Source organism: Prochlorococcus sp. MIT 1323 (assembly GCF_047304905.1).
Lineage (GTDB): Bacteria > Cyanobacteriota > Cyanobacteriia > PCC-6307 > Cyanobiaceae > Prochlorococcus > Prochlorococcus marinus_D.
Map to the genome: position 1 here is coordinate 2,102,621 of NZ_CP138973.1, position 13,159 is coordinate 2,115,779.

The 13,159-nt window shown below is 54.1% G+C and carries 9 protein-coding genes; 6 read left to right on the forward strand and 3 right to left on the reverse strand.

The window, feature by feature from the left end; genetic code table 11:
* Positions 1 to 15: 15 nt before the first annotated feature.
* Both SIB68_RS10235 and SIB68_RS10240 read right to left on the reverse strand, forming a co-directional pair.
* The gene (locus SIB68_RS10235; protein ID WP_063401003.1) at positions 16 to 1,563 is read right to left on the reverse strand and encodes an ArnT family glycosyltransferase; all 1,548 of its coding nucleotides are present in this window, start codon (positions 1,561 to 1,563) and stop codon (positions 16 to 18) included.
* Between the two features lie 469 nt (positions 1,564 to 2,032).
* On the reverse strand, positions 2,033 to 3,673 hold the full coding sequence (locus SIB68_RS10240; protein ID WP_155724996.1) for a 4-amino-4-deoxy-L-arabinose transferase: 1,641 nt from the start codon (positions 3,671 to 3,673) through the stop codon (positions 2,033 to 2,035).
* A gap of 275 nt (positions 3,674 to 3,948) precedes the next feature.
* Between SIB68_RS10240 and SIB68_RS10245 the strand changes: the two genes are divergently transcribed.
* The 5 genes from SIB68_RS10245 to SIB68_RS10265 all read left to right on the forward strand — a co-directional run bounded on the left by SIB68_RS10245 (position 3,949) and on the right by SIB68_RS10265 (position 11,614).
* Complete coding sequence (locus SIB68_RS10245; RefSeq protein ID WP_063401002.1) at positions 3,949 to 5,601, forward strand: iron uptake porin; 1,653 nt, start codon at positions 3,949 to 3,951, stop codon at positions 5,599 to 5,601.
* A 409-nt stretch (positions 5,602 to 6,010) separates the two neighbouring features.
* Positions 6,011 to 7,690 (forward strand): iron uptake porin, encoded by a 1,680-nt coding sequence (locus tag SIB68_RS10250; protein WP_063401001.1) that lies wholly within the window; start codon positions 6,011 to 6,013, stop codon positions 7,688 to 7,690.
* A gap of 143 nt (positions 7,691 to 7,833) precedes the next feature.
* Positions 7,834 to 8,802: a cysteine synthase A gene (cysK, locus tag SIB68_RS10255; protein WP_063401000.1), complete on the forward strand. Its 969-nt coding sequence runs from the start codon at positions 7,834 to 7,836 to the stop codon at positions 8,800 to 8,802.
* 23 nt (positions 8,803 to 8,825) lie between these two features.
* The gene (locus SIB68_RS10260; RefSeq protein ID WP_063400999.1) at positions 8,826 to 9,524 is read left to right on the forward strand and encodes a J domain-containing protein; all 699 of its coding nucleotides are present in this window, start codon (positions 8,826 to 8,828) and stop codon (positions 9,522 to 9,524) included.
* A complete protein-coding gene (locus SIB68_RS10265) occupies positions 9,521 to 11,614 on the forward strand; it encodes a phospholipid carrier-dependent glycosyltransferase (RefSeq protein ID WP_063400998.1) in 2,094 nt (697 codons plus the stop codon). Before SIB68_RS10260 ends, SIB68_RS10265 begins: the two co-directional genes overlap by 4 nt.
* On the opposite strand, the gene SIB68_RS10270 is transcribed toward SIB68_RS10265, so the two are convergent.
* Positions 11,593 to 11,838: an NAD(P)H-quinone oxidoreductase subunit O gene (locus tag SIB68_RS10270; RefSeq protein WP_011131340.1), complete on the reverse strand. Its 246-nt coding sequence runs from the start codon at positions 11,836 to 11,838 to the stop codon at positions 11,593 to 11,595. The two genes, SIB68_RS10265 and SIB68_RS10270, sit on opposite strands and share 22 nt — an antisense overlap.
* Between SIB68_RS10270 and SIB68_RS10275 the strand changes: the two genes are divergently transcribed.
* A complete protein-coding gene (locus tag SIB68_RS10275) occupies positions 11,837 to 13,156 on the forward strand; it encodes a cation:proton antiporter (protein ID WP_081215555.1) in 1,320 nt (439 codons plus the stop codon). The two genes, SIB68_RS10270 and SIB68_RS10275, sit on opposite strands and share 2 nt — an antisense overlap.
* Positions 13,157 to 13,159 lie beyond the last annotated feature (3 nt).

Sequence of the window (13,159 nt, forward strand, 5' to 3'; positions counted from 1 at the left end):
GGCGGTGTTGATGAGCTATCGAATCAGTTCTTTGATTGGTACTAGATAGGTTTGATGCGGTATCTGTGGGCAGTAAGTGGAGTTTGGCTGCTCACACAAAAGAGCCTGCAGGTTATTTCTTGCATGTCCTTGAGTGAGAGGTTTAAAGCTTTCTTCCCAGTTAAGGCTCCCCACTAGATGGGTAGCACCTTGCGCATCCCAGGCTTTTAGTTTTTTCTGATTAATACTTTTGGCAGTGGTGAGCCATCCTTGACGCCGTGCAAGGTTCAACAAACTGGGATCACTGCCAGTAACGCTCACGATCCGAGCCTTGCTTGGGACTTCTTTGCGGATGCTTTGGGCTAATGGCATCCAGATTTCTGTTTGTCGACGCTCGAGAGCCCAATAATCAAAATTGAGTACGGTGAGGCTGATGGCAACAATCAGGGCAAGGTTGATGTTGGTCAACCATTGGGGATGTGGTTTTTTGGATGTGATTAGCTTCGTTAAAGAATGCCAGCCCCTTCCCATTAATGGGCAGAGAAAAATCAATAGCGGCAGTTGGTAGTACTCATGAATGGAGCTTGCTCTTAAGAAAACTGCTGTGCAGGCTCCCATGCTGAGTAGGCCTGTTGCCAGAATTTGACCACCTGCATCTCGGCGGCATTCCCACAGGCCAAAGATCACGATTGGTACACCCAGCACAGCCAGGTTGCGTACGCTGATTCTCAGCAATAGGTTTAGCCAGAGATTGACATCCAGCAGCATGCTCAGACTGCTGCGATCAGAGTTGTTGCCCCAGAATCCGAAGCTCAAGTCACTGGTTTGGCCAAGTTGATAAGCATGGCCATACCAAATGGCTCCAATCAGTATTGAGCTACCCGCATAGAGCCAAGGACCAGGCGAACGTGCAAGTTTTCCTAAGCCTCTAATCAATGTCGCAAGTGGTAGTGCTGGTCCAAGTGGTTGAGGCTGCATTTGCACTACCAAAAGGGGTATGCCGAGCCAGATCAAGGGCATCACTTTGATCAAGCAGGCAAGGCAAAATGCCAGCCAGCTGGTGAGCAGAGCCCAGCGAGAGCGCTGCTCTTTCCAGGCAAGCAGCCGCTCGATACTCAGTGCTGCTAGTAGCAGTAGCAGCGCTTCTGCCTGCAAAGTGCGGCCGTAATAAACCCCTAGTGGCAGGACAGCAAAGAAGACCCCGCCCCACCAAGCGCTAATCGGATCAAGCAGGCGATGCCCGATGCGGATGATAAGCACGATGGTGAGTGCGCTACAGAAAACCGAAAGGCCTCGTCCCAGCCATTCGTGCAGGCCCGCAAGCTTGTAAAGCTGGCCAAGTAGATAGGGATATAAAGGAAACTCGCATTCCACATATCCAGGGTTGGCTCCACTCCAATCAATTTGCGGCAACCAGATCGGTGTGCCTTGCAGGGCAAAATGCCTCGCCATGGCTGCTGTATCCGCCTGACGCCAGCTATGGATGCCGAGGATGGGAGCCTGCAATTGGATCAGGCGCAGGATTACCCCTAAGCCCAAGGGAAACCAGATTTGTTGAGCCCAGCGGGCAACAGACTTCGCCATCAGCAACTGGTTTCAATCAAGGGGTATTCCGGATGCAACTGGATTAGGTGACATCGTTCCAGACAACGATCATCAGGATCACTGCTATTTGAGCTCAAAAGGTATTTGATACAACGTTTTTGTAGTCGTAGTTAGCTAGGTCGACGTTGGCGAGTACCCCTAGGCAATGGCTTCTGGCAAAAAAATTCAGCTTCCTTTCATTGTGTTCGTTCAGTCTGAGCTGCTGAAACGATGAATGAGTTGGATGCGGTGATCTTGCTGGGTCAGCGCCATGAAGAGTGCTTCGAGGCCGTGGTTTGAAACGTCAGCCTCAACGGGTCGTTTGAGCTGATAGGGCTTCGACAGAACAAGCAGTTCCTTGAGCTGAGTAGTGAGGCTGTTGTGGCTTCGCCGAACCGCCTACAGGAGTTCTGGTTGGTGTGTTCGGCAGAATGCGTGACAGGGCTCGGCTTCCCTAGATCGAGGCAAGTTATTGGGTTTGCGGGCCACAAAAAAGCAGGGCCCAGTCTTCCTTGCTTTGCGCAAGCTTGCACTGCCGCTCCTGAACCATGCTGCTGATTCGCTGGGGATTGCGCGTCAAGATCCATTCAGCGTCTGGAACAGCATCTAAGGAGCTGATGCGCTGGCCTGCATACCAGTTGAGGCTTGGCCTTTCATCATTCCCCTCGAGCACCACCTTCCCTCCCTTTGCTTGTGCGGCGAGCTGGGCGACAGGTTCAACGGGCCAGTTCTCATTGAGTTCCCAGAGCCAGAGTGAGGAGCCCATTAATAGGTATAGAGCTGCGACGCTTCCAGCCACCATGCTGATTGCGCCCAATTTGCGTTTGGCATGGGTTGGGCGCAGCATCAGCCAGCCGCCGATACTCCAGCCCGCCCCAGCAGCGAGTGCAATACCGCTATAGGGATAAAACGTGAGAACTCGCCCTGATGCTCCTATCAGCCCGAATAGAACAAGGGAGACTCCTAGGGCCAGCCAGAGGAACGGAACATGTTTTAAAACTCCTGCACCAGGAGGATTTGTTAGATCCTTCCTGTGAATGAGCCAGGCCAGTGGTGCTCCACAGAGCAGTGCAAATGGGAGCCATAGAGGGTGGCTGTACCAGGGGAGTTGGGTCTTCAATGGCAGGATTGCAATCGCCAAAATGACCTGCGTGGCGAGTGCCCATTTGCCCCAACGGCTGTGTCGTTGACGCCAGGCCCAGGCCATTGCGAAGGGCCATAGCAACAGCCAGGGCCAACCACCCTCGAGCATCTCAATTACCGGGACTTTCCAGCCGAGGTCACTGCCTTCTCCAGCATCAAACAGAACGCGGCCTGCACCATCGCCTCCCCAGAGCCACAACGCTCCAGTTCCTCGATGTAATCCATGCCAGAGGTGCCAGGCCAGGCCAGGGATCAGCCCCACTTCAAACCAGCCTGTCAGTGGCCATCTCCACCAGCGCCTGAATTCGCCACCCCAGAGCATTGGAATCAAGGCTGCTGCTGCTGTTGGCAGCAGCAGAGGGGCTTTGAGCAGCAGCATGCCACTGCTGATGAGTCCTGCCCCCAGCATTCGCCAGCGGTCCATTGAGCTGCGATCGAGGCTTAAAACGAGTAACCACAACAAGGCCATGGCACTGAGTTGCGGACCGTCGAGCATGGCTAGCCGACCATGGCGTGCCACTGGCATCAACGTCAGCAAAATTGCAGCTGTAACAAGGCAGCTGGTTCGATCATTTGGTCGTAGATGCCATTGCACGAGCCCCCCTAAGGGAACAATCAGCGTCGATAGCACTGCAGGGGCCAGTCTCACCAGAGTGTTTGAGGGGAGCCCTGGTAAAGATGTATCGCCGCTGTTGCTGAGTTGGATGGCGCTAGCAATCAGCCAATGCAGGCCTGGTGGTTTGTTGAGGTAGGGCGACTCCCACAGGGTGGGGAGTAGAGCTTCTGGGCCCTGCTTTTGGCTTAATTCAAAGGCGACTCTGGCAACGATGCCTTCATCAAAATCACGCAGGGGTAGATCTCCTAGCCCCACTAGTGCAAGCACGCATGCCACCAGCCAAAGCAAGAGCAAACCCAGTAGAGGCGCTCTGCGAATGGATGGGTTGTTTTCAGCTGCTGGCGTGAACAAGATTCAGAGCTAGTCGGCGGGCATGGAAGGCCTTAGGCCAATGACCGTTATCCACTAAGTGTCACCTTTTGCTGGTCATTGACATCCTTAACCTGCTGAGCTGGGTTCAGCGCTTGCTAGCTCTAGAAGGGATGCTGGCTGGCATGGTTTGACTTGGTGTTTCTGATACCCACCATTGAAACCATTGATACATCTGTCACACCAAGAGGTGTTTAAGAAGAGAGTAAGGGCCAACATCAAATCGGCGCATAGCGCCCATCCGTGTGAGGAACCAAATGAAACTCTTCCAGCAATTGCTGGTGGCACCTGCTGCCTTGGGCCTGATGGCCCCAATGGCTGCTAATGCCGCAGACCTAGACATCAAAGGTGTGTCCGATTATTCGGCCTCCAGCGAGCAGGTCACCAGCATCTCCCAATTCCAAGATGTTTATCCAACCGACTGGGCTTATCAGGCTCTGAGCAACCTGATTGAGCGCTACGGCTGTGTCGCTGGCTATCCAAGCGGTAGCTACTTGGGCAACAGAGCAATGACCCGCTTTGAAGCGGCTGCTCTATTGAATGCCTGCCTCGATCGCATCACTGAAGTCACCGACGAACTGCGTCGCCTTCTCAACGAATTCGAGCAGGAGCTCGCCATCCTCAAGGGCCGTGTTGATGGCCTAGAAGCCCGCGTTGGTGAACTCGAAGCCACTCAGTTCTCGACAACAACCAAGCTTGTTGGTCAGACATCCTTCGTGATCGGCGCCAACACCTACGGCGGTGATGCCGATGATATTCACGGCAAAGACCGTGACGAGCAAGCTGCCAATGCAAGTGGTGCCACTGTCTTCAACTACGACATGCGCCTTGAGCTCAATACCAGCTTCACTGGTAAGGATCTGTTGAAGACCCGCTTGCGCGCTGGCAACTTTGCCGAATCCCCCTTCGGCAGCAATGGTTATGTTGGCCTCTCAGCCATGGAAGTGGCTTTTGGAGAATCCGGCGACGAGAATGAAGTCACCGTGGATCGCCTCTGGTATCAGTTCCCACTCGGCGAAGAGTTCACTGCGACCATTGGTGGCATGGTTCGCCAGGACAACATGCTTGCCGTATGGCCAAGCAATTATCCGGCTGAAACCATCATTGATTTCTTCACCTACGCCGGTGCACCTGGCGCCTACAGCCTCACCAAAGGTGGTGGTGCTGGCATCTGGTGGGATGACAATGACAGTGGCTGGAGCATTAGTGCTAGCTATGTCTCCGCCAACGCTGATAACGGCAACCCCAATCGCGGCGATGCCGATGCTACTGCTCGTGAAAAAGGTGGTATCGGCACTGATGCTGCTGCTTCGAACGGCACTGCTCAAATCGCCTACGCTGATGAGCGCTGGGGTGTTGCAGCTGCTTACTCCTATACCTCAGGAGACAATGGCGCTGGTCTTTACGCGGGTAATGGCACCCCGTTGGCAGTTCAGGCTGCTGGCATGGGCACAACCAACTCCTATGGATTGAGTGCTTGGTGGGCTCCAGAAGAGACTGGTTGGTTCCCAAGCATCAGCGCTGGCTGGGGTTACAACGACGTCAACGACAATGATGACAACGCCGTCTTTGAGTCGGCTACATCCCAGTCCTGGTATGTCGGTCTTCAATGGGAAGATGCATTTATCGAGGGCAATGTCCTTGGTGCTGCTGTGGGTCAGCCCACATTCGTCACTGACGTCGACTATGACGATAACGACCACGGCGACGAAAATGTTGCTGATGGCAACTACGCCTTTGAACTCTGGTACAAGTTCCAGGTCACCGACAACATCTCTGTGACTCCTGCGATCTTCTACCTAAGCCGTCCTTTGGGTGAACTTACAGATGGTGGTGGTCATTTCCACGGAAACGACGACGACACCTTCAACAACTTTGGTGGTTTAGTTAGAACCACCTTTAAGTTCTGATTTTTTGGCCCAACACAACGTTGGGCCTGATTAGAACACCTCCTCACAATCTCTATCAATTGCAGCCCTCCGGCAACGGGGGGCTTTTTCATGCTCTGATCACCATCGCTTGGTTTGGATGGGTCAGTGGCGATGATCATGCCATTGCAGATCCTTAATACTTCGGGCATCAAGATTCGCCTTGATGCCACGATCTGAGCTTCAAATCTGAAATAGATTCTGAATTCAGAATCTATTTGCAGCGAGCTCCTTATCAGGTGGTCGAGATTGATGAATCCACACTGATTCGATTTTGCAGAAGCTTTTAGTATCTATTGCTACTTGCCAGAAGCAAGGCTGTCACTTTGGCAAGTCTTTTTTGAGGAGTTAATACTCAAGATTCAGTACCTCTTTTTGTGTGAGGAACCAAATGAAACTCTTCCAGCAATTGCTGGTGGCACCTGCTGCCTTGGGCCTGATGGCTCCAATGGCTGCTAATGCCGCAGACCTAGACATCAAAGGTGTGTCCGATTATTCGGCCTCCAGCGAGCAGGTCACCAGCATCTCCCAATTCCAAGATGTTTATCCAACCGACTGGGCTTATCAGGCTCTGAGCAACCTGATTGAGCGCTACGGCTGTGTCGCTGGCTATCCAAGCGGTAGCTACTTGGGCAACAGAGCAATGACCCGCTTTGAAGCGGCTGCTCTATTGAATGCCTGCCTCGATCGCATCACTGAAGTCACCGACGAACTGCGTCGCCTTCTCAACGAATTCGAGCAGGAGCTCGCCATCCTCAAGGGCCGTGTTGATGGCCTAGAAGCCCGCGTTGGTGAACTCGAAGCCACTCAGTTCTCGACAACAACCAAGCTTGTTGGTCAGACATCCTTCGTGATTGGCGCTAACAGCTACGGCGGTGACGGCAAGCAGGGAAGTCTTGATTTGGCACACCAAACAAATGCAGCTGCGTTTATACAAGCTGCTGGGGGGCTTGACGAAGATCGTGCAGATGCAGCTGCAGCTGCGTCTGGTGCCACTGTCTTCAACTACGACATGCGCCTTGAGCTCAATACCAGCTTCACTGGTAAGGATTTGTTGAAGACCCGCTTGCGCGCTGGCAACTTTGCCGAATCCCCCTTCGGCAGCAATGGTTATGTTGGCCTCTCAGCCATGGAAGTGGCTTTTGGAGAATCCGGCGACGAGAATGAAGTCACCGTGGATCGCCTCTGGTATCAGTTCCCACTCGGCGAAGAGTTCACTGCGACCATTGGTGGCATGGTTCGCCAGGACAACATGCTTGCCGTATGGCCAAGCAATTATCCGGCTGAAACCATCATTGATTTCTTCACCTACGCCGGTGCACCTGGCGCCTACAGCCTCACCAAAGGTGGTGGTGCTGGCATCTGGTGGGATGACAATGACAGTGGCTGGAGCATTAGTGCTAGCTATGTCTCAGCCAACGCTGATGATGGCAATCCCAACACTGGTGGGGTTGGCACAGATGGTGCTGCTTCCAATGCAACAGCCCAAATCGCTTACGCCGATGAGCGTTGGGGCATTGCAGCTGCTTACTCCTACACCTCAGGAGATAACGGTGCTGGTCTTTATGCAGGTAATGCAACACCGTCTGCGGCTTTTGTTGCAACAACGGGAATTAGCAACTCCTTTGGTGTGAGTGCTTGGTGGTCTCCAGAAGAGAATGGTTGGGTCCCCAGCATCAGTACTGGTTGGGGTATTAACAGTGTCACACCAAACGATGCCTTTGACGATATTATTGATAGTGCTATATCCCAGTCATGGTATTTAGGCCTTCAGTGGGAAGATGCTTTCTTCGAGGGCAATGTTCTTGGAGCCGCGGTGGGTCAACCCACATTCCTGTCTGATATTGAATACGACGCTAATCTCCACGACTCAGATTTTGTTGCTGATGGCAACTACGCCTTTGAGTTCTGGTACAAGTTCCAGGTCACCGACAACATTTCTGTGACTCCTGCGATCTTCTACCTAAGCCGTCCTTTTGGTGGTATCACCAACGGTCAGAGAAGCGGTAATGCTTATGGATACACCTTCACCAACTTTGGTGGTTTAGTTAGAACCACATTTAAGTTCTGATTGAAATGGCCCAACATCTTGTTGGGCCTCAGAACCTACTCCTCCCAATCTCGATCAATTTCAGCCCTCCGGAAACGGGGGGCTTTTTCATGCTCTGATCACCATCGCTTTGTTTGGATGGGTCAGTGGCCATGCCATCGCCCATGCCTATCGCTGCTGACATTACGGCCTTAGTTGGGTGCACTCCGTTGGTGCGCCTTAATCGCTTGCCACAGGTCAGTGGTTGCCATGCGGAGGTGCTGGCCAAGTTGGAAAGCTTCAATCCCACTGCCTCGGTTAAAGACCGCATCGCGGGGGCCATGATTCATGCAGCGGAGGAAGCTGGAACCATTGCTCCGGGGCGCACCGTGCTGGTGGAACCCACCAGTGGAAACACGGGGATCGCCTTGGCCATGGTGGCTGCCGCCCGAGGCTATCGCCTCATTCTCACCATGCCGGACACAATGAGTACAGAGCGTCGCGCCATGCTTAGGGCCTATGGCGCTGAACTGCAACTCACCCCAGGCAGCGATGGAATGTCTGGTTCCATTGAGTTGGCAAAGGAGTTGGTAGCAACCATCCCTGAGGCTTATCTGCTGCAGCAGTTTGATAATCCTGCGAATCCGCAGGTGCATGAGCGCACAACCGCAGAGGAGATCTGGAATGATTGCGAGGGGCGGTTGGATGGTCTGATTACTGGAGTAGGAACGGGGGGCACACTCACAGGTTGTGCGCGTTTGCTCAAGCAACGCAATCCAAGCCTGCGAGTGTTTGCGGTTGAGCCAGCGTTAAGCCCTGTTTTGGCAGGCGGGAGCCCTGCTCCCCATCGCATTCAGGGGATTGGTGCTGGCTTCATTCCTAGCGTTCTTGATCTCTCTTTGATCGATGAGATCCTGCCGGTCTCTGATGACGACGCGATGGAGATGGGTCGGCGCTTGGCGAGGGAGGAGGGCTTGCTAAGTGGGGTAAGCAGTGGCGCTGCTGTTGCGGCTGCCCTGCAAGTGGGTAGTAGGGCTGAGATGGTGGGCAAGCGCCTTGTTGTTGTCTTGGCAAGTTTTGGTGAGCGTTATCTTTCAACGCCGATGTTTAGCTCTGCTTCGGCGGTGCCGGCGCAGCGTGATGGATACCTTTGATGTCTTCCAAATGACTTGTTTCTATGGCTGCAGATCCCTATCAGGTGTTGGGAGTATCCTCCACCGCTAGCTCGGCTGAGATCAAGGCTGCCTATCGCCAGTTGGTGAAAAGGCATCACCCTGACGCTGGTGGAGATGAGCAGGGGATCCTTGCGCTCAATGCAGCTTGGGAGATTTTGGGGGATTCAGACCATCGACGCGCCTATGACCGCACAAGAAAGCATGGCGTTTCAGTTGCTGACGAAGCGCATCAGCGAGGGGTTCGCAATGCTCGCGCTAGTGCTGCTGCTCGAGCGACCAAAGGCCAGGCAGCAGCAGAAGATGAGGCTCTTGTGCAGTGGATCAAGCAGGTTTATGTCCCGATCGATCGATTGCTGGGGCAAGTGATCAATCCTTTCCCTGCTCAGTTTCGCTCTCTTTCGGCTGACCCTTACGACGATTCCTTGATGGAGGTCTTTTGCACTTACCTGGAACAGAGTGGTAATCGCCTTGAGACGGTTAATAGGCTTTATCGAGCTTTGCCTATCCCTGCGTCCGCACAAGGTTTTGGTTTGAGCCTGTATCACTGCCTCTCCCAAGTAGAAGATGCTTTGGCTGAGCTGGAGCGCTACACGATGGGCTATGTCGATAGTTATCTCCACGATGGTCGAGAGATGTTGCGGGAAGCCAAAAAGCGGCGTTTACGCTTAAAGGAGGAACGCCGTCGGCTGGAGATTTCGTGAAAGCTGCCTGGCGCTTTTGGTCGTTTATTGCTCTGATCTGGTTGCTGTCTACGGGCATCGATCGGATCTGGTGGCATCACTACGCCAGCATTCCCTCTTGGGATCAGGCCGATTATCTCAACAGCGCTCTTGATCATGGACGGGCATTAGGCCTGTTACCAGGCGGTCAATGGCAGGGATGGAACGCTTTACTCGACCTTTCTCCCAAAATTCCGCCCTTGGCTTCGCTGGTGAATGGCACTGTGATGGCAGTGGCTGGTGATGCTCCGGAGCAGGCTGCTTGGAGCCTTAGCTTTTGGCATGGGCTGCTCCTTGTTGCTGTTGCGGCATGGGGGTTGCGTTTGCGTGGGCAGGGGATGGCATTGCTTGCCGTTGTCTTTGTTGCCATGGCTCCAGCCTTGTTGGAGTTGCGCGCGGATTATGTTTTGGAGATGCCGCTCACTGCTGCAGTCACCTTGGCGTTATGGCGTCTGGGGTGTTGGTGGGATCCACAGCGAGGTGGACGTTGGGTACAGGCCCTGTTTGCTGCGGCTGCTTGTACGGCGGCACTTTTGGTAAAGCAAAGCGCTTTGTTGGTTTTGCTTCCGGCGCTGTTATGGGCCAGTTGGTGTGCCTTATGTCGTACCAATCGCACCCGATTTCAGCTGCTGGCAGGTGTGGGTGTGTTTTTGTTCGGCCTGGGTCCTTGGTTACGTCACAACTGGATCACAACGCTTGGAGGAACGAATAGGGCCGTGATCGAATCGGCGGCTAGGGAAGGGGACCCTTCTCTATGGACCCTTGAAAACTGGCTTTGGTATCCACGTTTGTTGCCGGCGCAGTTAGGCCCTGTTCTGCTCATCGTTGGTCTCAGTGGTTGTGTGCTCTGGTTGGGTATTCACTGCCGCAGCCTTGGATCTTCAACACAGAGAGCAGTGTCTTCTGATGATCCACTGGCTTGGCGTTGGCTGATCGTGACTCTGCTGGCTGGTTGGTTGTGCACCAGTCTCAGTCCGAATAAGGGTGATCGATATATCACTCCACTGCTCCCACCATTGCTTTTGTTGCTTGCTAGGGGTTGGTGGCAATGGGGGCTTTGGGCGAACCGTAGCTGGCTGAAGGGCTCCTGGCTGATTTTGTCTACGACCCTCTTGGCGGGGTTGTTGGCCATCCTTCCTTCAGCTTTGTCGGCTCAGATCACTCGTTTGTCAGAGCGCCACAAGGGGCCTGTGGAGGCCATTGTCCGGGCGGCTGGAGGCGCTGATCCCAATGGCTTGCCCACCACAATCATCGTGGTGCCCAGTACTCCGGATCTCAATCAGCACAATGTCAGTTATTTCGGTCGCAGACGGGGTGGTCGATTGGTAGGTCGCCAGCTTGGTAGTAGTGCAGGTGATGTGGAGCCGGTGCTGCAGCAGGCTGAGTGGGTTGTGCTTGCAGAGGGAGATCAGGGCTCAGTTCGAGACACTGCGGCACGCCTTGATCAGGCTGTTCGCAGCAGTGGTGTATTTGTTGAGCTGCGCCGTTTTTCACGGCAATCTGGCGGCAGCTATTCCCTTTGGGCACGCAGTTCTGGGGTCCCTAGGGCAGCAAGCTTTGCTGAGCGTTTTCCATCTCTGGCCCAGGGGTTGGGGAAGGGACCTCAAGGGCTTGAGCCAGTCTTTGCTGCGGTCTCTGTCGAACATATGTTGGATGGCCATTTCAGTTATCGAACTGAAGTGCGAGAAGCCGCAATGCGGCGTTTGCTTGATAATCCTGTTGATACCGATGCCCGCTGGACATTGGCGCTTTTGGCAGTGTTGGCGAATCGCCCTGTTGAGGCAGCGACTCAATTCGCCGTCTTGGAGAAACGACTACCAGAGAGTCCTTGGCCCAGTGTTTATCGCAGTGTGGTGATCCTGGCGGGCTTGAATCCCTGGCAGGCATCAGCTGTGGCTGATCGAGCCCAGCGCAAGCATCCCAATGATTTATTGGCCGGTCTTGGTGATCTCAGTGGGGTTTTGGCAGGAGCTTTGTGGCGTTTGCCTGCGGCCTCAGGCTCGATCCCTAAGGCTGTGCAACAGGTTGAGGAAGCGCTAAAGCCCTCTTCTCATGAGAAGGGTTCCAGCTGATCGATCCGTAGCCACACGTCCGGAACAGGCATGCGCCAGCGCACTTGCCCATAGCCCTCTTTGACGGCCAGCAGTTCACCTGGACCTTCGAAAATGTAGTCGGGGGGAGAAGGATCACTGGCCGCTGCTTCAGTGCTGCTGCTAAAGGCGTGCCTATTGACCCGAACAAGGGCTCCTTTCTTGAGGGCTGCCGTGGCCTTTGCTGGTGCAGATGTTTCGGCCATGACGTGGTTTTCTCTAAGACTCAGGCTAGAACCTTCTCAGGATCACCAACATTCTGATTTGGGTCATTCACTCGCCCTCTATTTTTTGGCCTTCGGAGCTCTGTTGCTTGTAGCCGTGCTTCTCGATGACCTGGCGGCTCGCGTGAGGGTTCCGGGGATCCTGATGGTGTTGATTCTTGGTTTGTTGGTTGATAACCATTTGACTGTGGCTTCGGATGCGGCTGATGCGCTCCCTCCCTTGCTTTCCTTGGTCCACGCAGACCAAATCACGCAGGCAGCACTTGTTTTAGTGCTTTTCTTCGGGGGGCTCACGACGAATTGGGCAGAGACGCGCTCTGTGATCCCATCGGCCCTAAGGCTGGCCACTTTTGGTGCTTTATTCACAGCCCTTCTGATCACCTTGGCGATGCTTGGATTTGGCTTGGCCGAAGGGAGTGCTGGTTGGGTGGTGTTGTTCCCGCAGGCTTTGTTCGTGGGCGCGATGTTGTCCAGTACGGATGCATCTGCGACCTTTTCTCTCTTGCGGCCTCTCGCTGGACGCTTGCCTAAGCCTGTTTTGGACCTGATTGAGACGGAGTCGGGCTTCAACGACCCTGTCGCTGTGGTTTTGGCAGGGGTGGCAATGGCTTTGGCCGGCGGGGAGGGTGTCGCTCCGGCTGCTTTGGTGACTGTGGTGTTACGTCAGTTTCTTTTGGGCATTTTGCTTGGCTTTCTCGGGGGCAGTCTCACCACTCAGGTGCTCGGTAGTCGTAGGTCTCTGAATACCAATTCCATGTTGCCAGTTGTGAGTCTTGCTTTGTTGATGGTGCTTGCAGGTGGAACCACCTTGATGGGTGGCAGTGCCTTGTTGGCTGCTTATGTGGCGGGGCTTGTGCTCGGCAATGGTTCAAGCACCGATCAGTTGGTGCTTGCGGAGGCCCATTCCAGTTTTGCAAAAATGGCTGAACTGCTTTTGTTTCTTTGTATGGGGCTGGTGGTTTCCCCTGAGGACGTTGTTCGAGCAGCTGGCGGAGCATTCCTACTGTTTCTCTTAATGCAGGTGGTGCGTTGGTTGATTGTTCACTTTCTGCTCTTACGCAGCTCATTTTCGTTAGGGCAGCGGACGTTTGTGTGCTGCGCTGGCCTGCGTGGTGCGGTGCCTATTGCTTTAGCGATTCAGGTCTGGGCTTCGTCGTCGGTGAGTTGGGGAAAAACCATGCCTCCCCTAGCCCTGGCGGTGGTTTTGTTCGGATTGTTGTTCCAGGGATTTGCTTTAGTGCCTATTGCAAATCGCCTTGGGCTAGCTAGTCCACTGGAGGCTCCGCTCTCAGCCCCTTAGTCT